The organism is Acidovorax sp. SUPP3334 (assembly GCF_030159055.1).
Classification (GTDB): Bacteria; Pseudomonadota; Gammaproteobacteria; order Burkholderiales; family Burkholderiaceae_C; genus Paracidovorax.
The window spans coordinates 52,398-69,416 of record NZ_BQXQ01000010.1 but is presented as its reverse complement, the minus strand read 5'-3'; the positions used below and the strand labels follow the sequence as shown (position 1 = coordinate 69,416).

General features: G+C 67.8%; 15 protein-coding genes and 2 pseudogenes. 5 read left to right on the top strand and 12 right to left on the bottom strand.

Annotated features, from left to right (window positions below; all coding sequences use genetic code 11):
- Positions 1–37: 37 nt before the first annotated feature.
- From AVHM3334_RS07630 to AVHM3334_RS07615, 4 genes are all read right to left on the bottom strand, one after another.
- On the bottom strand, positions 38–1,831 hold the full coding sequence (locus AVHM3334_RS07630; RefSeq protein WP_284411053.1) for a TonB-dependent receptor: 1,794 nt from the start codon (positions 1,829–1,831) through the stop codon (positions 38–40).
- Positions 1,832–1,937: 106 nt separating this feature from the next.
- Positions 1,938–2,315, bottom strand: a complete 378-nt coding sequence (locus AVHM3334_RS07625) for a hypothetical protein (RefSeq protein WP_284411051.1) — start codon at positions 2,313–2,315, stop codon at positions 1,938–1,940.
- Positions 2,316–2,386: 71 nt separating this feature from the next.
- On the bottom strand, positions 2,387–4,492 hold the full coding sequence (locus tag AVHM3334_RS07620; RefSeq protein WP_284411049.1) for a sensor domain-containing diguanylate cyclase: 2,106 nt from the start codon (positions 4,490–4,492) through the stop codon (positions 2,387–2,389).
- Positions 4,493–4,821: 329 nt separating this feature from the next.
- Positions 4,822–5,445: a Crp/Fnr family transcriptional regulator gene (locus tag AVHM3334_RS07615; protein WP_284411047.1), complete on the bottom strand. Its 624-nt coding sequence runs from the start codon at positions 5,443–5,445 to the stop codon at positions 4,822–4,824.
- A gap of 251 nt (positions 5,446–5,696) precedes the next feature.
- On the opposite strand from AVHM3334_RS07615, the gene AVHM3334_RS07610 reads away from it, so the two are divergent.
- Positions 5,697–6,725 carry a porin gene (locus tag AVHM3334_RS07610; protein ID WP_284411045.1) on the top strand — a complete coding sequence of 343 codons (1,029 nt, stop codon included), beginning with the start codon at positions 5,697–5,699 and terminating at the stop codon, positions 6,723–6,725.
- 90 nt (positions 6,726–6,815) lie between these two features.
- Here the strand turns inward: AVHM3334_RS07610 and AVHM3334_RS07605 are convergent.
- The 4 genes and pseudogenes from AVHM3334_RS07605 to AVHM3334_RS07590 all read right to left on the bottom strand — a co-directional run.
- A pseudogene (locus AVHM3334_RS07605) lies at positions 6,816–7,004 on the bottom strand (aminotransferase class V-fold PLP-dependent enzyme); the annotation flags it as partial.
- A 111-nt stretch (positions 7,005–7,115) separates the two neighbouring features.
- The gene (locus tag AVHM3334_RS07600) at positions 7,116–7,517 is read right to left on the bottom strand and encodes a hypothetical protein (protein ID WP_284411043.1); all 402 of its coding nucleotides are present in this window, start codon (positions 7,515–7,517) and stop codon (positions 7,116–7,118) included.
- A gap of 5 nt (positions 7,518–7,522) precedes the next feature.
- Positions 7,523–7,939, bottom strand: a complete 417-nt coding sequence (locus AVHM3334_RS07595) for a hypothetical protein (protein WP_284411041.1) — start codon at positions 7,937–7,939, stop codon at positions 7,523–7,525.
- Positions 7,936–8,826 carry a DUF6402 family protein gene (locus tag AVHM3334_RS07590; protein WP_284411039.1) on the bottom strand — a complete coding sequence of 297 codons (891 nt, stop codon included), beginning with the start codon at positions 8,824–8,826 and terminating at the stop codon, positions 7,936–7,938. The genes AVHM3334_RS07595 and AVHM3334_RS07590 overlap by 4 nt, the downstream gene beginning before the upstream one ends.
- A 341-nt stretch (positions 8,827–9,167) precedes the next feature.
- Here AVHM3334_RS07590 and AVHM3334_RS07585 point away from each other — a divergent pair.
- Both AVHM3334_RS07585 and AVHM3334_RS07580 read left to right on the top strand, forming a co-directional pair.
- Positions 9,168–9,341, top strand: a pseudogene (locus AVHM3334_RS07585) (LuxR C-terminal-related transcriptional regulator); the annotation flags it as partial.
- 66 nt (positions 9,342–9,407) lie between these two features.
- Positions 9,408–11,261, top strand: a complete 1,854-nt coding sequence (locus tag AVHM3334_RS07580) for an EAL domain-containing protein (protein WP_284411037.1) — start codon at positions 9,408–9,410, stop codon at positions 11,259–11,261.
- A 42-nt stretch (positions 11,262–11,303) separates the two neighbouring features.
- Here AVHM3334_RS07580 and AVHM3334_RS07575 read toward each other — a convergent pair whose 3' ends face one another.
- Together AVHM3334_RS07575 and xdhC are read right to left on the bottom strand one after the other, a co-directional pair.
- On the bottom strand, positions 11,304–12,554 hold the full coding sequence (locus tag AVHM3334_RS07575; RefSeq protein WP_284411035.1) for a urate hydroxylase PuuD: 1,251 nt from the start codon (positions 12,552–12,554) through the stop codon (positions 11,304–11,306).
- A gap of 216 nt (positions 12,555–12,770) precedes the next feature.
- Positions 12,771–13,631, bottom strand: a complete 861-nt coding sequence (gene xdhC, locus AVHM3334_RS07570; RefSeq protein ID WP_284411033.1) for a xanthine dehydrogenase accessory protein XdhC — start codon at positions 13,629–13,631, stop codon at positions 12,771–12,773.
- A 146-nt stretch (positions 13,632–13,777) separates the two neighbouring features.
- On the opposite strand from xdhC, the gene AVHM3334_RS07565 reads away from it, so the two are divergent.
- Positions 13,778–14,266 carry a hypothetical protein gene (locus AVHM3334_RS07565; protein ID WP_284411169.1) on the top strand — a complete coding sequence of 163 codons (489 nt, stop codon included), beginning with the start codon at positions 13,778–13,780 and terminating at the stop codon, positions 14,264–14,266.
- A gap of 16 nt (positions 14,267–14,282) precedes the next feature.
- On the opposite strand, the gene uraH is transcribed toward AVHM3334_RS07565, so the two are convergent.
- On the bottom strand, positions 14,283–14,633 hold the full coding sequence (gene uraH / locus AVHM3334_RS07560) for a hydroxyisourate hydrolase (protein ID WP_284411032.1): 351 nt from the start codon (positions 14,631–14,633) through the stop codon (positions 14,283–14,285).
- Between the two features lie 260 nt (positions 14,634–14,893).
- On the opposite strand from uraH, the gene AVHM3334_RS07555 reads away from it, so the two are divergent.
- The gene (locus AVHM3334_RS07555; RefSeq protein WP_284411030.1) at positions 14,894–15,328 is read left to right on the top strand and encodes a VirK family protein; all 435 of its coding nucleotides are present in this window, start codon (positions 14,894–14,896) and stop codon (positions 15,326–15,328) included.
- Between the two features lie 127 nt (positions 15,329–15,455).
- Here the strand turns inward: AVHM3334_RS07555 and AVHM3334_RS07550 are convergent, their stop codons facing one another.
- Entirely contained in the window at positions 15,456–16,904 is a 1,449-nt protein-coding gene (locus AVHM3334_RS07550) for a cellulase family glycosylhydrolase (RefSeq protein ID WP_284411028.1), read from the bottom strand.
- Positions 16,905–17,019 lie beyond the last annotated feature (115 nt).

The window sequence follows — 17,019 nt, the reverse complement described above, 5'->3', positions numbered from 1 at the left end:
AACGCGTTGCGTCCCTGCCCCGGCGTGATCCAGCGGCTCACGTGCAGGTGGCTCGACACGAGTCGGTCACCTGGCCGGTGAGCGACGCCTCGATGCCCTGCGAGCGCGCACTGCCGGCGGTGGTGAAGTCGAAGTTGTTCAGCGGCGTGCTCAGGTCGGCAGCGATCATGTTCTTCTGGTCCAGGCGATAGACCGCCACGTCGCTGACCAGCAGTCCGCCCTGCCACAGCGATTTCCAGCCGGCCTCGATCTGCGCGGAGCGGCGCGAGGGCAAGGACTGGTTGGATGAAGACGCCACCTGGTTGGGCGAGGTGCCGGTGGACACGTTGGCATAGACGGTGTCGGCGTCCGACAGCCGGCGCAGCACTGCGAGCTTCGGGCTCCAGCGCGATTCCTGCACCGGCAGCACGCCCGCCGTGCCATAGACGAAGCGCTGCCGCGCAAAGCGCAGGCCCGCCACCACCGACCACGCGCCGACATCGATCTGGTCCTGGGCGGAGGCCGCGAAGGATTCGAGGTTCTGCGTCGTCAAGCTTTGCGCCAGCACCGCACCGGGCGGTGGCGCGGAGACGCGGCCATACACCGGGTCGAACACGTTGATCGGCGGGCTGGTGGACGCGGGCACCGAGAGCGACGGCTGGTTCAACGTCTCCTTGTAATACTCGGCACCGAGGTAGATCTGGTGCGTGAGCGTGCCCGCGCTGCGGGTGCTGGACAGCGCGGTGGACAACGAATCGATCTTGCGCTCCGTGCCGGGCTCCCACGCCGACACCCTGGCGTAGGTCCCGGCCGGCTGGCCCGGCAGGGGCGAGCCGTTCAGCAGGTTCTTGATGGACGTGGACTGCGCCTGCAGGTGCGTGAAGTCGGCCGCCCAGCGCGTGTCCGCCGACAGTGCGACATCGCCGTGCAGGCTGTAGATGCGGTTGTTGGTGGTCGAGTCGCCGAAGGGCTCGCCGAGCTGGCGGTCACGGGGCACCGGCACCGGCCGGCCATTCAAGGCGGGCAGGCCGTAGTCGGGCTGGTAGGTCTGGTGGGTCGCCTCCAGGCTCGCGCGCAGGTGGTAGCGGTTGCCATCGCTCTGGGCGAGCCCGACCTGGATGCCGCCCAGCCGGTCTTTCACATGCCGCCATTCGCTGGCGTCGGACCGCGTGGCCGTCACGCGGGCGGCCAGTTCGTGGTCGGCCGACAGCACACGGTTCAGGTCCACGGACGTTTCCAGCGCGCCGTGCCCGCCCGCGCCGAGCCCACCCGCGCCGAGCCCACCCGCGCCGAGCAATACGCTGCCGAAGTTCGACAGCTGTGGCTTCCGCGTCACGATGTTGACGGTGCCGCCAGGCTCGCTCCTCACCCCCAGGGCCGCGCCCGGCCCGCGCAGCACCTCCACGCTTTCGACGAAGGCGGGGGTGTAGGGATAGTTGGACTGCCGCACGCCGTCGCGCAGCACGCGGTTGGAGCCGGTTCCGCTGTCGGTCACCGCCCCGCGCAGGATGAAGAACTGCGTGTGCGAGCCGTTGAACCCCGAATCGGCCTGCGCGCCAGGCACGTTGCGCAGCGCGTCCTGCAGCGTCGTGCCGCCTTGCTGGCGCACCCGCTCGCCAGGCACGGTGGTGACGGAAAACGGCGTGTCCAGCGTCGATCCCGCCGTTCCGGTGGCCAGGCCGGGGCTGCGCTGCGCCGCCGGGGTGGCAGGCGCCGTGACGGTGACGGCCGGCAGCGACGGACTGCGCGTGCCCGCCGTATCGGGGGGCGTGGAAACCTGGGCGATGGCACTCAGGCCGAGCCAGGGGAGCGCTGCACCCAGCGCGAGGGGCAGCGGAATGTGTCGTTGCATGAAGGGCTCTCTATGGCGCACTGTGGGGCGCCGCCGATCGGTGCGAAAGAACGTCGCGGCGCACGGCGACAGGCATCGGCAGGCGCTTGGACGTCGAAAGGGAGGGTCAGGAGAGCCGCGGCGGCCCGCGGGCCGGGAGCGGCGCCGCGGTGGCGGCCGCAATCCGGGCGGCGGGAATGGACTGGACCGCCCGCGACAGGGGGAGCAGCGCAGGCAGCGCCAGCGTCGGCGGATGGGCCGGCGGCCCGGTCAGCACGCACAGCGGGCAGTCCGCATGCACCGCGCCGGCCTCTTCCATGCCCGCCTCGGTGCGCACGACGGCCGTCACCGAGCCGACGCTGCTGCACACCCACTCGACCACTTTCGGATGCACGATGGGAGACGCGATGGCCACGCCCAGCGACAGCACGAACCACGCCAGCGCCCACCGCATGGCGGCCCGGCCACGCGCCCACCCACCGAAGAAGGCCGGGGTACGCAGCATTGAACAAGGTGGGTTTCGCACGGAGGGCGATTATCGACAGGCAACGCCGGTGCCCGAGGAAATCATTCGCCTCAAGCCGCCCGCGCCACGGTCCGGCCGCCCCGCACCGAGCGCACCTCGACCCGGCCACGGCCTGCGCGCTTGGCTTCATAGCAGGCCATGTCGGCGGCGTGCAGCACCGCGGTCACGTCGTACACGCCGCTGGAAAGCGGCACCAGCCCGATGCTCACGCCCAGCGTGTAGCTGCGCCCCTGGTACGAGGGCTCCCACGCGCGCACGGCGGCGCACAGCTGCTCGGCAATGGCCAGCCCCCGCGCCAGCGGGCAACCGGGCAGCACCACCGCGAATTCGTCGCCCCCCAGCCGCGCGGCCCAGCCCACGGGCCGCACCTGCGTCTCGATGAGGCGGCCCACGTGGCGCAGCACATCGTCGCCCGCGTCGTGCCCGGCGATCGCGTTGACCACGGTGAAATGGTCCAGGTCCAGGAACAGCACCACGCCCTCGCCCGCCTCTGGCCCGGGATGCGCGGGGGCGCCTTCGGGGCGGCCGGCGCGGTCGGACAACAGGGCATGCAGGCGCTGGTTGAACGCATCGCGGTTGGCCAGCTGCGTGAGGGTGTCGAGCCCGTCGGCCCAGTTCTCGCGGCGGCGTGCCTCGCGCGTGGCGGTCAGGTCCTCCAGCATCCACACCGTGCCGGCGCCGCCGGGAATGCCGCGCACCGAACGGCCGAGCACCCGCGCCCACACCGCGCTGCCGTCCTGGCGCAGAAAGCACACGTCGCCATCGAAAGTGCCGTGCGCCGCGAACTCCGACCGCACGCGCCGCTTGAGGTGCTCGTATTCGGCATCGCTCACGTAGAGCACGCGCGCCAGCCGGCCCTGCAGCTGTGCCGGCTCGTAACCCAGCATGCGGCCGGCCTGCAGGCCCACCACGTCCAGGCGCTCGCCGCGCGTGATGATGATTCCGGTGGGGGCATGGTCCAGGATGGATTGCAACTGCCCGCGCAGCAGCCCCGCCTGCCGCTGGGTGCTGGTCCGCTCGTCCAGCAGGCCCTGGCAGGCCAGCGCCAGGGCATCGACCTCGCCGGCGCCCTGCGGCCAGGCCTCGTCTTCGCCGGCGCCCGGCGCGTGCAGGCCCAGGCGTTCGGCCCGGTGGCGCAGCCGGGCCAGCGGCTGGGCCAGCCAGGCCATGCACGCCACCGCGAGCAGCGCCGCCACGCCGATGAGCGCAGCCGCCAGCCAGCCGGCGCGGCGTTGCGCGCCCTGCAACGGGGCGAGCAGCGCCTGTGCGTCGCTCACGCGCGCCACGGTCCACTGCGTCATGGGCATGCCGGCCAGGCTCACCACGTGGCCCGGCAGCCGTTCGGTGAAGCCACGGCCCACCACGGGCTGTTCCTTGTCGCGCGACCGGGCGAACACCTCCGAAAGCCCGGGCTCGTCGCGCACGCTGCCCATCACCCGCGCGGGATCGGGGTGCGACAGGATGGTGCCGTCGCGCGTGAAGACGAGCAGGCGCGAATCCTTGCGCGCCGGCAGCGACATGGTGGGCGGCAGCAGGCCTTGCGACTGCAGGCGCAGCACGCCCGATACGGCGCCCACCACCGTGCCCTCTTCACGGTGCAGCGGCAGCGTGAACATCACCCGTGCCTCGCTCGGGCGGCCGCCGATGAGTCCGGAGACCAGCGGCTTGCCCTCCAGCATGGTGCGGCGCAGGCTGTCGCGCTCGGCGGGGTCCAGATTCGAGCCGCTTTCCAGCCGGCCGGACTGCAGGTTGATGGCGACGGTGCCGTCCTGCCGCACCACTTGCATGGCATCGAAGAAACGCACCGCCGGCAGGCCCTGCTGCAGCAGCCACCCCAGCGAAGAAGGCGAGTCGAGCATGACCGGCTGAATGCCCTCGGCCACCGTGCTGAGGACTTTCTGGCTCTGCTCGATCTTGCTGGCCAGCAGCCGCGCGACCACTTCGACCTCGTCGGTCTGCTGGCTCACCAGCAGGTGCATGGCCTGCTCGCCCGCAGCGCGCGAGACGGTCCACGCGGCGAGCGCGCCGGCCAGCACCACGGCCAGCACGGTGACCAGCATGAGGCGCAGCACCAGCGCGCCGGGCAGCAGCCAGCCGGGGGAATCGTCCGCCGCGTCCGGCTCCGCCTCTGGCACGTCGTGCGATGGCGGCGTCATCGGCGCTCCGTGAACGAAGCGCCTTCGGCAACGGGACGGCGAGGGACGCGGTGCATGCTGTCAGGCGGAATATGGCGGGGTTGCGGATAAATATACGCAGCGCCTTTGCCGCACCGGGTTGGGTGGAACCCTCGGTCGGTGCGGGGGAAACCCTGAGCCGTTTCCGCATGCTCGCCGCAGCCCGTGCGCGGTGCGAAGGGGAACGCAGCGGGCACGCAACAGTTGCGCAACAGGTGCGCAGGGGGCCGGTTCGCGCATGGCCTGCGAGGCGCGCGCCCGAAGCCTCTGCCAGCGCCCGATCAGCGCCCGATCAGGGCCGAAGCGCCGGTTCAGCCGCCCCCGGCCACCATCTGCAGCGCGCCCGGCTGCAAAAGGCTGAGCACGCTGCCGGTGCCGGCGATCAACCCATGGTCGCGCAGATGCCACAGCACGCGCGAGAGCGTCTCGGGCGCGATGCCGAGCTGCGCCGCGATGAGCCGCTTGCGCTGGTGCAGCGTGACCCGCAACGCGCCCGAATCGTCGTGCTGCGCGTGCCGCAGCAGCCACTGGGCGCAGCGGGCTTCGGCATCCTGCGCGAGGCGGCTCACGGCCAGTTCGGTCTGCTGGCAGTAGCCGCGTGCCATGTCCACGACCAGCGCGCGGGCCGGCGAAGGCAGCGCCTCGAACCCGTTGCGAAAGGCCTCCAGCGGCATGCGGCGCAGTTGCACCCGCGTGTCCGCCACCATGTCCACCATGCAGGCCTGGCCGAGCAGCGCCGGTGCGGCGTCGAGCCAGCAAGGCCCTTGCACCGCACCCAACTGGTGCCGAAGCTGCCCGTCCTCACGCACCCCGAGCAGCACCCGGCCGCTGTCCAGGTACAGCACGCTGGCCGGCCGCTGGTGGCGCTCGCGCAGCACCTCGCCGGCGGCGACCTCGGTTTTCAGGGGCGTGGGGGTGCTTGGGCTGGGAAACATAGAGATAGAGCCGCTACTTTGACCGCAGCACCGCTTGGCGGGTGTTGAGCGAAGTCAAAGTCGGTGTGCCCTGGCGCACCGGGCCGGTCCTTCACCGCCGCCCAAGCCATTCCCCCACCCGCGAAATGGAGAAGGCACGGTCCTTGCTACGAAGTATTTGCAAATTGGCACGTTTCGGCGGCCTGCCTTCGAACCATGCGCCTTTTTCGTTTCCCCTACTCACCTACTCATTTCCTTTTCGCAGGAGTCGTATGAAGAAGAATTGGATGGCGCTGGGCGCCGCGCTGCTATGTTCCGCCGGGGCGCAGGCCCAAAGCTCCGTACAGCTCACCGGCCTGGCCGACGTGTTCGCCGGGTCGATCAAGATGGCGGGCGACGCCGGCCGCAAATCCGTGGTGGACAGCGGCGGCCTGACCACCTCGTGGTTCGGCTTCAAGGGCACGGAAGATCTGGGCGGCGGCCTGAAGGCCGACTTCCTGCTGACCTCGTTCATCAAGGTGGACAACGGCTCGCAGGGCCGCTTCGCCAACGACACGTTCTTCTCGCGCGATGCCAACGTGAGCCTGTCGGGCGACTTCGGCTCGGTCATGCTGGGCCGCTGGATGGCGCCCAACTTCCTGCCGTCGGTGGTGGGCAACCCGTACGGCGATTCGTTCACCTTCTCGCCGCTGATCCTGCACATGAACGTGCCGCTGTTCAACGGCACCGGCTGGGCCGCGACCACGCCGTCGGACACGGGCTGGAGCAACCAGATCGTCTACAGCACGCCCAAGTTCGGCGGCTTCTCGGCCAACATCCAGTACCAGTTCGGCGAGCAGCCCGGCGACAACGGCAAGAAGAACTTCGGCGCGAACTTCTTCTATTTCGACGGGCCTCTCACGCTGACGGGCTTTTACGAGCGCGACCAGATCAGCAACCCTGCCGTGCCCAATGCCTACCTGGGCACCAAGAAGACCGACTGGATGCTGCTGGGCGCCTACGACTTCGGCATGGTCAAGCCCTTCGTGAGCTACGGCCAGGCCAAGGCCGACAACACCACCAACAAGGCCAAGACGGTGCAGTTGGGCGCCTCAGTGCCGGTCGGCCCCGCCGGCAAGGTGCTGGTGGAGTGGGTCAAGACCGAAATGACGCAGACCGACATCGACCGCAAGACCTTCACGCTGGGCTACGACCACTTCCTGTCCAAGCGCACCGACGTGTACGCCATGGTCATGAACGACCGCATCACGGCGCAGACCAAGGGCAACAGCTTCGGCGTGGGCATCCGCCACCGCTTCTGAGCATCGCGCGGCGCCATCGCGCCACGGTGGCCGAATGAAAAAAAAGCGCGGGAGTCGCCTCCCGCGCTTTTTTTCATGGTGGCCGCGCCGTCAGATCTTGCGCGAAAGGTCCCACATGGCATCGACCAGCAGATCGATGTCCCGCGCGTCATGCCACAGGTGGGTGGAAATGCGCACGCCGTAGTGGTTGGCCGGCGCCCCGATGACGGGAAAGTCGGCATTGCGGACCACGAAACCCTGCGGGTACTCGCTCAGCATGCGGGCCACGAAGGCGGTGGCATTAGGGCATTTTCCAATCGCGGCGAATCATGCGCTGCACGATGGCACTTTATGGAATTCAAGGCGATGGACGCGCCGATGGCTGTTTTCACAGTGGCATCGACTGGCACGTCACGAGCGCCCCTCGCAACTGAGCAGCGGCGAAGGCGGCGTGCATTCCGAGGGGAGCTTTTCGAACACCACATCGCGGCCGACATGCACCTTGTTCACGGGGCCGGGCGTGTCCACGTCCCAGACGATGGCGTCGTTGTGCCAAAGATCGACCACCGGGCTTTCGCCGAGCAGCGCCCTGGACTCGAATCGGTGCAGGCGCACCACGGCCGGCTTCTTCATCTCGGGGTGGGTGACCCGATGCCACCAGGAGGCGTGGTAGATGTCCAATCGGTAAACATACCGGGGGCTGTTGTAGCGGTTGTAGAGCGTCGGCGTGGAAACGTACCAGGCCAGAAAAATGGCGGCGTGCAATGCCAGCCACCAAGCGATGCACGGAATTTTCTTGAAGGAAGAAAGCATTGCCGTCACTTTCCGAAATTCTTCTGGCATTCGGGCAAATGCAAATCCTGCTCGGCGCATTCCAGCGGAATGTTCTCGAACACTACATTGAGGCCAACTCGCACTTTTTTCAAATCCTGAGGGGCATCCACGAACCACATGATCTCGCCATTGCCGTCGCTCATATCGACCACCTCGCTCTCGCCCAGCAGGGCTGGGGGCTCCACCTGGTACAGGCGGGCAAATTTGGGCAGCCTGAAATCGTAATGAACAATGCGCTGCAGGATGGACGGGTCATAGATCTCAAGGCGATACGCCATGCGGGGGCTGTTGTAGCTGTAGCGGAAAGTGGGGGTGGACAGATACCAGCCCGCCAGGAGCAGCAGGTCCAGCGCCACGCACCAGACGATGCACGGAACCTTCTTGAAATCGGGCAGTTTCATGACCACTCCAGCGATATAGGAAAAGGCAGGCCAACCCGATGCACGTCGGACAGGACAATGAAGTCGCCACCCCGTCCGTGCATGCCACGCCATCGGCGAAAGTCCTGGTTCTGGACCCAGTAGGCATGGCCCCGAGCCTTGGCCTCTGTTTCATTCGCCCACTGTTCAGAAATCGACACTCGCTCCCCCAGGTCGATGCGGCTGACGCCCCCATACCCCCAAAAGCCCAGGGGCTGCGAGAGGAAGGGCTGGTCGCCATCGTTGAAATCGTAGGAGTCTCGCAAGTAAAAGCCCAGTTCATCGATCAGGATGGCCGTCTTTCCAGCGCCTTTGGAAGTGACGATGCCGGACACTGCCACTTTGAGTGTCGCCTCCCCCATCGCGCCGTAGAAGTCGTCCAGCGGATCGCTCAAACGCCCCACCTTCAAGATATTCACCTGGCAACTTTTATCCACGGCCTTGGCAGATTGGCCCAATAAGCCGAACCGCCAAGGCTGCCGGGGACACCCCATGCCCTGCTTGTTCACCCGATCTTTCAACAGTGACAAACCCGCAGGACTGGCCCACTGCGCCTGCAATTTAGCGATGGCCGAACGTACCCGAGCAAAACCCATCGCCCAGGCCATGGAAACGGTGCTGTCATCCAGTTGTACAGAATTCAATGTGAAGGTTTGATGAGGCGCATCGCCCAGCTTCATCGCATCGGGCATCTCGAAAGCCGCCCCGCGAAACCACCGCTCCATCAACGCCGCCGCCACCGGCCACCCCATGCGCGAGCGCATCACGCCGGGGATATCGTCGAGCTGAAACAGCCGCACCTTCGGCGGCAGCTTTTTCTCCAGCTGCGCGCGCAGCCGCTCCTGGTCTACCTTGACCAATTCCCTCATGCAACCTCCCTCGTCCGTGTTCGCTTGTTTTCGGAACTGCGGATTCTCAGCGCAAAAAACGCGCACGGCGCCAGGGCCGGCGGCTTTCTGGTTACGCGACGTAACTAAACCGCAAAAATCCCGCGCCAGGGCTTTCAGAGCCGGCAGTGAAGCGCATGGGCAGAGCAGAGAACGCCCGTTGCGATCGCCCGTTGGCGCTATGCCGGCTGCAGCACCCCACGGGCTGCCAGTTGCGCGGCCACGGCTTCCAGCGAGGCGAGTTGCCGGCACACCAGCGCCAGTTGCGTGAGCACGAGCCGCAAGGTGTCGGGCGCGGCGTCGGCGGCCTGTTCCAGGGCGGTGGCGAGGGTTTCGCCGCGCGCGGCATCGCCCAGCTCATGGGCACCTCGGTGCGCACCGTGGAGACGCACCGGCTGCACCTTCGGCGCAAGCTGCGCATCGACGGCCAGGCGGCACTCGTCAAATATGCGGTGGACTACGCCGACCTGCGCGGCGACCCGCGGCCGATCGACTGACGACCTGTCATTTCGCTGTCACGCGGCCCCGCTATGGTCCGCAGTGAATTGTGTAAGGTTGTAACCATGATCGATGCATCCCTCGGGGACCGGCGCGATGCCTTGCTTGCGGCACTGTCGCCGGCAGCGCGCAGCGGCACCGGGCCCTTGGCGCAACGGATGCGCGGCGATGGCTTGTATTGCGTTTGCCAGCCCCTCGCCGATCTGCGCGAAGGCAGCATCTACGCGCACGAAGCGCTGATCCGCGGCCCGGCCGGCACGCCGCTGCACACGCCCGATGCCCTGCTGCAACGGGCGCAGGAAGAGAACCTGCTGCAGGACTTCGAACTGCTGTGCGCCTTCATCGCGCTGCAGCAATGGGGCGTGCTGGGCGTGCTGGTGCGCGGCGTGGCGCTGTTCGGCGGCGCATCGCTGGCCGACGCGGTGCAGGCCATGGGCGTGTCGGCGCGCATGGTGGTGCTGGAGATCACCGAGCACGAGCGCGTGACCGACATGGGCCAGCTGCGCCATGCGCTTAAAGAAGTGCATGCCAGCGGCGCGCGCCTGGCGCTGGACGATTTCGGCGACGGCCGCTCCAGCCTGCGGCTGTGGTCCGAGGCCAAGCCCGACTTCGTCAAGATCGACAAATACTTCGTGCGCGACCTGAGCGCCCACCCCGAAAACCTGCAGATGCTGCAGGCCATCAAAGGCATTGCCGACGTGTTCGGCACCACGCTCATCGCCGAGGGCATCGAAACCGAAGACGCCCTGCGCGACCGCCGCGTGGCCGTTCTGCCCCACCTGGGCCAGAACGTGCGGCCGGGCATTCTGCGCAACCTGATCGTGGTGCAGGCGCCCACGGCCACGCCGGACACCCGCAACGACACGGTGGCCGGGCTGTTCAAGGCCCACCCCGAGCTGCACGCGCTGGCCGTGGTGGACGGCACGCGGCCGGTGGCACTCATCAACCGCCAGCAGTTCATGAACCACTACGCCACGCTGTACTTTCGCGAAGTGCACGGGCGCAAGCCCTGCATGGCGTTCGCCAACCACGCGCCGCGCGTGGTCGAGCTCGACTGCGATGTGGACCAGTTGGTGGGCATCCTCACCTCGCAGGATCAGCGCTGCTTGAACGACGGCTTCATCGTCACCGACAACGGCCGCTACGCCGGCCTGGGCACGGGCGACCAGTTGGTGCGCAGCGTGACCGAGGCGCGCATCGAGGCCGCGCGCCATGCCAACCCGCTCACCTTCCTGCCGGGCAACATTCCCATCAGCCTGCACATGCAGCGCCTGCTGGACAGCGGCACCGAGTTCGTCGCCTGCTACGCGGACCTGAACCACTTCAAGCCGTTCAACGACTATTACGGCTACTGGCGCGGCGACCAGATGATCCGCCTCGTGGCGCGCCTGGCGGTGACCCATTGCGATGCGCAGCGCGACTTCGTGGGGCACGTGGGCGGCGACGACTTCATGCTGCTGTTCCAAAGCGCGGACTGGCTGCACCGCTGCCAGCAGATCATCGAAGAGTTCGCGCAGGAGGCCCTGGCGCTGTTCGACGAACCCTCGCGCAAGGCCGGCGGCATCTGGGCCGAGGACCGGCACGGGGTGAAGCGCTTTTTCACCTGCACCACGCTGTCGATCGGCGCAGTGCGCATCACGCCCGGCGTCATTGCCCACGCGGAAGAGGTGGCCAACCTCGCCGCCCTGACCAAGCACGACGCCAAGCTGGCGACCAGCGGCCTGGCCTGGCGCGATGCCGAACCGGACCGCGCCGACGGCTCGGACAGCGCCGGCGGCAACGGCAACGGCAACGGCAGCCGAATCGATGCCGCCAGCCAGATCGCGGGCAGCGGCAATGGCGCGGACCCGCCGCTCCCGCCCCGGCCCGGGGCATCGCTGGCAGGCCGAAGGGTGGCGGCCCGGGCAGCGGTGGACTGAGAAGGTTTCAGGCGCCGCTGGCCACAGAGCCGCTCAAGGCGCTCAAGGCACCGGCGCGCCGCCTTCGAACCAGCGCCGCACGATGTCGCGCTCCTCGTCCGTCATGCCGGTGGCATTGTTCATGGGCATCAGCTTTTGCACCACGGCCTGCTGGTAGATGGCCTGGGCGTGCTGCTTGACCGAGGGGGCCGAATCGAGCCGCAGGTTCTTCATCTGCACCTGCTCGCCGTGGCACAGGAAGCATCGCTGCGCCAGCACGGGCTGCAGCTTTTCGTAGCCGATCGTGCCCGATGCCGGCGGATTGTCTGCCCCTTTAGCTATCAAATCAGTAGCATTTCCTGCAGCCACCGGGGCAGCGGACGGCGGCGCGGGCCGCATCCAGACGATGGCACCGGCGATGGCCACCACCCCCACCAACGCATACGGCAGCGGGTTGCCATTGCGCCCCAGTTTGTGGCCGTGGCGCATGACGAAGAACTGCCGGATGGCCGCTCCCGCGAACATCATCACGATCAGCACCAGCCAGTTCTGCGGGTGGCCCCAGGTGAAGCTGTAGTGGTTGGACAGCATGGCGAACAGCACCGGCAGCGTGAAGTAGGTGTTGTGCACGCTGCGCTGCTTGCCGCGCTTGCCGTGGATGGGGTCCACGGGCTGGCCGGCCTGGATGGAGGCCACCATCTTCTTTTGCCCCGGGATGATCCAGAAGAACACATTGGCGCTCATGGCCGTGGCGATCATCGCGCCCACCAGCAGGAAGGCCGCGCGCCCGGCAAACCAGTGGCAGGCGAGCCACGACGCCACGCACACCAGCCCGAACACGAGCGCGCCGACGATGGCATCGCCGTTCCTGCGCTGCCCGAACACGCGGCACACCGCGTCGTACAGCAGCCAGAACACCACCAGAAAACCCAGCGCCGCGCCGATGGCCGCGGGCGGCGCCCAGTCCATGCGCGACTTGTCGATGAGGTAGGTGCCCGCGCTCCACAGGTACGACACGGTGAACAGCGCGAAGCCGCTCAGCCAGGTGCTGTAGCTCTCCCAGTAGAACCAGTGCAGGTGCGCGGGCAGCTTCGGGGGCGATACGGCGAACTTCACCGGATGGTAGAACCCGCCGCCATGCACGGCCCAGAGTTCGCCGCTCACGCCCTGCTTCTTCAGTTCGTCATCGACCGGCGGCGTGAGGCTGCTGTCCAGGAAGACGAAGTAGAACGACGAGCCCACCCAGGCGATCGCGGTGATGACGTGGACCCAGCGCAGCAGCAGATTGGCCCAGTCGAGGAGGTAGCTTTCCATGTGTGTCAGCCTCGGCGGCGCACGGGGCGCCATGGGGCGGCGCGGTGCACCACCCGGTCGAACTGCTCACCACTGCGGGCGCTCTGAGCAGAAGAAAAGGCCGCGCACCTGGGGGCTGACGACACATCGGCTCCGGGCACCGCTGCGACCTGTGCGGCAAGTGTATGCAGGAATCGTTCCTGCAACAGCCCTCGCAGGGCGCACCGGCCTGCGGACTTACCCGGGCTGCGACCCCGCCTCGTTCCTCGCTTCAGACGGCGCCGGCGACACCGCCGCCGCCCCGCGCAGGGCCAGCAACTGCGCCGCAACCGACACCGCGATCACCTCGGGTTCCTTGCCCTCGATGCCGGGCAGGCCGATGGGGCTGGTGACCCATGCCAGCTCATGCGGCGCAAAGCCACGCGCAGCCAGCCGGTGCGAGAACGTCGCCCATTTCGTGCGGCTCCCGATGAGCCCGATGAAGGGCAGGTCGCCCCGCTCGCGCTGGCGCAGCAGGCAGGCGGCGACCACGTCCAGATCTTCGGCATGGCTGAAACTCATGACCAGCACCTGCGAGCTGGCCGCCAGCGACGGCACGGCCGCATGCACCGGATCGGAGTGCTCGCACGCCACGCCGGCCGGCGCATCGGTGGGGAACACGCTATCGCGGCTGTCGATCCACGCCAGGGCGAACGGCAGCGGCGCCAGCACGCGGACCAGCGCATGCCCCACGTGGCCCGCGCCGAACAGCGCCACCGGCATGCACGGGGGCGCCAGCCGCTGGGCCAGCGCGGCGCGATCATGCGGCCCGGCCACGGTGAACCGCAGGAACACCACGCCGCCGCAGCATTGGCCCAGGCTGGGCCCGAGCGCGAAGCGCAGCACCTGCGGGCCGCCCTCGCCCGCCAGCCGGCGGCGCGCCTCGGCGATGGCGTCGAACTCCAGCCGTCCGCCGCCGATGGTGCCGACCGGCCCGTCGGCGCACACGGCCATCCAGGCGCCCCGTTCACGCGGCACGGAGCCTTGGGTAGACTCCACCTCCACCACGCAGGCCGGGCCGTGCGCCAAGCCCTCCAGCAAACGATGCAATGCCGCCATCACCATCCGAGTCCTCCGGTACGCCCCGCGCAACGGCAGCGCAGGCACCGCACAGCATAGCCACAGAGAGAGCCTGCACCATGTCCTCCCCTTCTCCTGAACGGCAGCCCCGCCGGCCGCGTGCCCGGTGGTTCGTGGCCAGCCTCATGGCCGCCCTGGCATCCCTGATCGCGGCCTGCCGGTCGTCGGGGCCGCAACCGGAGCCTCCGCCGGCCAAGGCCGCCGTGGACACCAGCAGCCCGCTCGAAAAAGAAGTGGTCGGCCCGGTGCCGGCCGAAAAAGGTTCCGCGCGCCCCTCGGCCGCCGAAACGCCCCGCGCCTACCGGCAGGACGCCGCCACCCACCTGTACGGCCTGAACGCCCAGCGCATCTACAAGGGCAAGCTGCCGCCCCTGCTGTATGCCATCGGCACGCTGCAGGTGGACATCGACCGGGCCGGCCGCGTGACGCGACTGAACTGGATGCGCGCACCGCGCCACGCGCCCGAGGTCATCGCCGAGATCGAGCGCACCGTGCGCGCCGCCGCGCCCTACCCCGTGCCGTCGCGGATGGGCAAGGTCACCTACACCGACACCTGGCTGTGGCACAAGTCCGGGCGCTTTCAGCTCGACACGCTGACCGAAGGCCAGCTCTGAGCCACGCGCCCCCCGCTCACGAACCGCGATAGGTGGAGTAGCTCCACGGGCTGACGAGCAGTGGCACGTGGTAGTGCTGGTCCGCATGGGCCACGCCGAAATCCAGGTTCACCTGGTTCAGGAAGTTCGGCTCCGGCAGCTCGACCCCGCGGCTGCGAAAGTAGCCTGCCACGTCGAACGTGAGGCGGTACGTGCCCGCCCGCAGGCTGGGGTTGTCGAACAGCGGCGCATCGGTGCGGCCATCCTGGTTGAGCACCAGGCGCTGCAGCAGCGTGGCCGCCTCGCCGTGCGTGGCGTACAAGGCCACCGCCATGCCCGCAGCGGGGCATCCGTGCATGGTGTCGAGAACGTGGGTGCTGAGGCCCATGGGCCATCTCCTTTGAAGGGGGGGACGACGAAAACGATCAAGGGACCAGGCCGGCGCCGCACGGAACGTGCCGGTCCCGCCCGAGTATGCATGCGGCCCATCGTGCCGGCTTTCAAGGCCCTGGGCGTACTCTTTCGGACATTTACAAACGATGGGCGGCGCATACAAATAATCGCCGTGGAAAAAGCCTTCTGTTGGATATCATCGCCACGCTTGGATTTTCAAGCAGCGATTCAATAACCACCAACGGAGGTTTTTTCATGCAACGCTTCGCCGCCTTGTTACTGGCTTCGTCCTTTTCCCTCATGGCATTGCCCGCCACGGCCAAAAGCCGCCTCGATAATCCCGCCGACATCCAGCAGGCGCTCGCAGACGGCAGCGATGTGGCGGTGTCCATCGACCTGTCGCAGTGCACCGGCAACTCGGCCAACGCCACGCCCACCCGCACGCGCGGCGGCCTGCGCATCGAGGCGTACCGCATCGTCGAAGACGGCACCCTGTCCTTCAGCGACGCCCATTTCACCGTGGCCCGCGATGGCCAGCCCATCCAGCAACTGCTGCGCTACCAGGTGCGGCCCGATGGCACCATCGACTTCACGATGTTCGTCTTCGACCTGCCCAGCTACCAGCAGCGCTCCGAACCGCTGGCCTACCGCTGCGCGATCAACCAGGGTTTGCGTTTTCACGCGGATTGATTCCATGCAGGGCTGAAGGCAAACCGCCCGGGATATTCATCGATATCCCGGGCGGTTTTCCATGAGGGCTTGTTATCGGTTTACCGAAGCACCCCTGTGGGAGTATTTTCCGAATGAAAATGCGCTTTCATCGGGCAGCGCAGAAACCGAACTCCGCCTTCGCACCGGGCGAGAGTGTTTTGTTCCAGTCCACGCCGGATGCAGTGAGGGTGCTGCCCGACTGCGACCAGACGGCATTCCACAGGTTGTTGACGGTACCGCTGATGGTCAGGTCGAGGGCCCAGTTGCCCGCCGCGCTGCCCGTGTTGGTGACCTGCACGCGTTCGCAGTAGCCGGTGTTCCAGCTGCTGTCCACGATGACCTCGGTGCTGAAGCTGGCACCGCCCGAGGGAGGCGTGGTTGGTGGTGTCGTTGGCGGCGTAGTGGGCGGGGTGGTCGGGGGCGTGGTGGGAGGGGTGGCCGTGCCATCGCCCCACAGGCGCTGGAGCAGCGTGACCTTGTCGGTGCGCACGGTCGTCCAGTCGTCGTTCAGGATGCCGCCCGTGTCGCCGCTGTTGGGGTTCCACGACCAGTAGAAGCCGCTGCGGATGCCCTTGCCGATCAGGTAGTCCACCAGCTTGTTCTGCCACGCCACGTCGCGCGCGTCGCCCTGGCCGAACTTGCCGCCGAACTCGCCCAGCAGCACGGCATGGCCGGCCTGCACGAAGCGGCCGAAGTGCTGCTCCCAGATCGCCGGCATGTTCGCGGGGAAATCGGCGGCGCCGAAATACGCCTGCCCGAACACGTCCGGCCCGTAGGCGTGCGGCGCGAGCAGCAGGCGGTTGGCTGGAATGTTCAACGGCGTGCAGGCCAGCGGCTCCAGGCTGCCGCCCCACCAGTGGCCTCCGCTGCTGGAGCAGCTCGGGTTCTCGGAGATGCCTTCCACCACGATCAGCCAGCGCGGCGCCACTTGCAGCACGGCGGCCGAGGCGCGCTCGGCGGCGCTGTTCCAGTCGGTGGCCGCGTTGCCGGTCCCCCAGGTGGCGGCGCCGTGCGGCTCGTTCTTGAGGTCCAGCCCGATGACGCCGGGCACGCCGGCATAGCGCTGCGCGACGAAGGTCAGGTCGGCGATCCACTGCTGCTCGCTGTACGACGGCGTGTACCAGAGCTCGGAGATGCTCTGGCAGTCCGGCGTGTGGTGGTCGAGCAGCACGTACATGCCGCGGCTGCTGATCTCGTTGACGACCTTGTCCATCACCTGCAGGGCGCTCAGGCCTTGCAGGTCGGCGTTGCGGCCGTAATCGATGCTGTTGGGCGGCGTGCCGCGCAGGGTCTGCGGGCAGAAAGGCAGGCGCACGGCGTTGAATCCCTGGCCCTGCATCTGCGTGATCATGTCCTTCCAGTTGCGGGCCCAGAGCCCGTGGACCACGTTGGTGTTGGTCTCGAAGCCGAACCAGTTCACGCCCCGAAGCTGCACGGCATTGCCGCTGTCGTCCACCACCTTGCCCGCATTGATCGCGTAGCCGAAGGAGAGGCTGCTGGCCGCCAGCAGACACCCTCCCAGCACCAGCTTCTTCAAAAAGGATTTCATCGCCATGTCGTACCTCCGTGGTTGAAAGGACGGCCCCGCCCCCCGGCGCCGCAACAGCGGCCCAATTCTTCCAGGCGGAAACCGCAGCCATGCTAGCGCCAGAGTTCCCGGTAAAAGTGCA

What these genes read in the sequence shown, in the direction of transcription:
- AVHM3334_RS07600 (WP_284411043.1), bottom strand. Translation starts at nt 7,517, where the DNA reads ATGCTTTCTTCCTTCAAGAAAATTCCGTGCATCGCTTGGTGGCTGGCA.
- AVHM3334_RS07610 (WP_284411045.1), top strand. Translation starts at nt 5,697, where the DNA reads ATGAAGAAGAATTGGATGGCGCTGGGCGCCGCGCTGCTATGTTCCGCC.
- AVHM3334_RS07580 (WP_284411037.1), top strand. Translation starts at nt 9,408, where the DNA reads ATGATCGATGCATCCCTCGGGGACCGGCGCGATGCCTTGCTTGCGGCA.
- AVHM3334_RS07630 (WP_284411053.1), bottom strand. Translation starts at nt 1,831, where the DNA reads ATGCAACGACACATTCCGCTGCCCCTCGCGCTGGGTGCAGCGCTCCCC.
- AVHM3334_RS07555 (WP_284411030.1), top strand. Translation starts at nt 14,894, where the DNA reads ATGCAACGCTTCGCCGCCTTGTTACTGGCTTCGTCCTTTTCCCTCATG.
- AVHM3334_RS07590 (WP_284411039.1), bottom strand. Translation starts at nt 8,826, where the DNA reads ATGAGGGAATTGGTCAAGGTAGACCAGGAGCGGCTGCGCGCGCAGCTG.
- AVHM3334_RS07595 (WP_284411041.1), bottom strand. Translation starts at nt 7,939, where the DNA reads ATGAAACTGCCCGATTTCAAGAAGGTTCCGTGCATCGTCTGGTGCGTG.
- AVHM3334_RS07620 (WP_284411049.1), bottom strand. Translation starts at nt 4,492, where the DNA reads ATGACGCCGCCATCGCACGACGTGCCAGAGGCGGAGCCGGACGCGGCG.
- uraH (WP_284411032.1), bottom strand. Translation starts at nt 14,633, where the DNA reads ATGGGCCTCAGCACCCACGTTCTCGACACCATGCACGGATGCCCCGCT.
- AVHM3334_RS07615 (WP_284411047.1), bottom strand. Translation starts at nt 5,445, where the DNA reads ATGTTTCCCAGCCCAAGCACCCCCACGCCCCTGAAAACCGAGGTCGCC.
- AVHM3334_RS07550 (WP_284411028.1), bottom strand. Translation starts at nt 16,904, where the DNA reads ATGGCGATGAAATCCTTTTTGAAGAAGCTGGTGCTGGGAGGGTGTCTG.
- xdhC (WP_284411033.1), bottom strand. Translation starts at nt 13,631, where the DNA reads ATGGCGGCATTGCATCGTTTGCTGGAGGGCTTGGCGCACGGCCCGGCC.
- AVHM3334_RS07575 (WP_284411035.1), bottom strand. Translation starts at nt 12,554, where the DNA reads ATGGAAAGCTACCTCCTCGACTGGGCCAATCTGCTGCTGCGCTGGGTC.
- AVHM3334_RS07625 (WP_284411051.1), bottom strand. Translation starts at nt 2,315, where the DNA reads ATGCTGCGTACCCCGGCCTTCTTCGGTGGGTGGGCGCGTGGCCGGGCC.
- AVHM3334_RS07565 (WP_284411169.1), top strand. Translation starts at nt 13,778, where the DNA reads ATGGCCGCCCTGGCATCCCTGATCGCGGCCTGCCGGTCGTCGGGGCCG.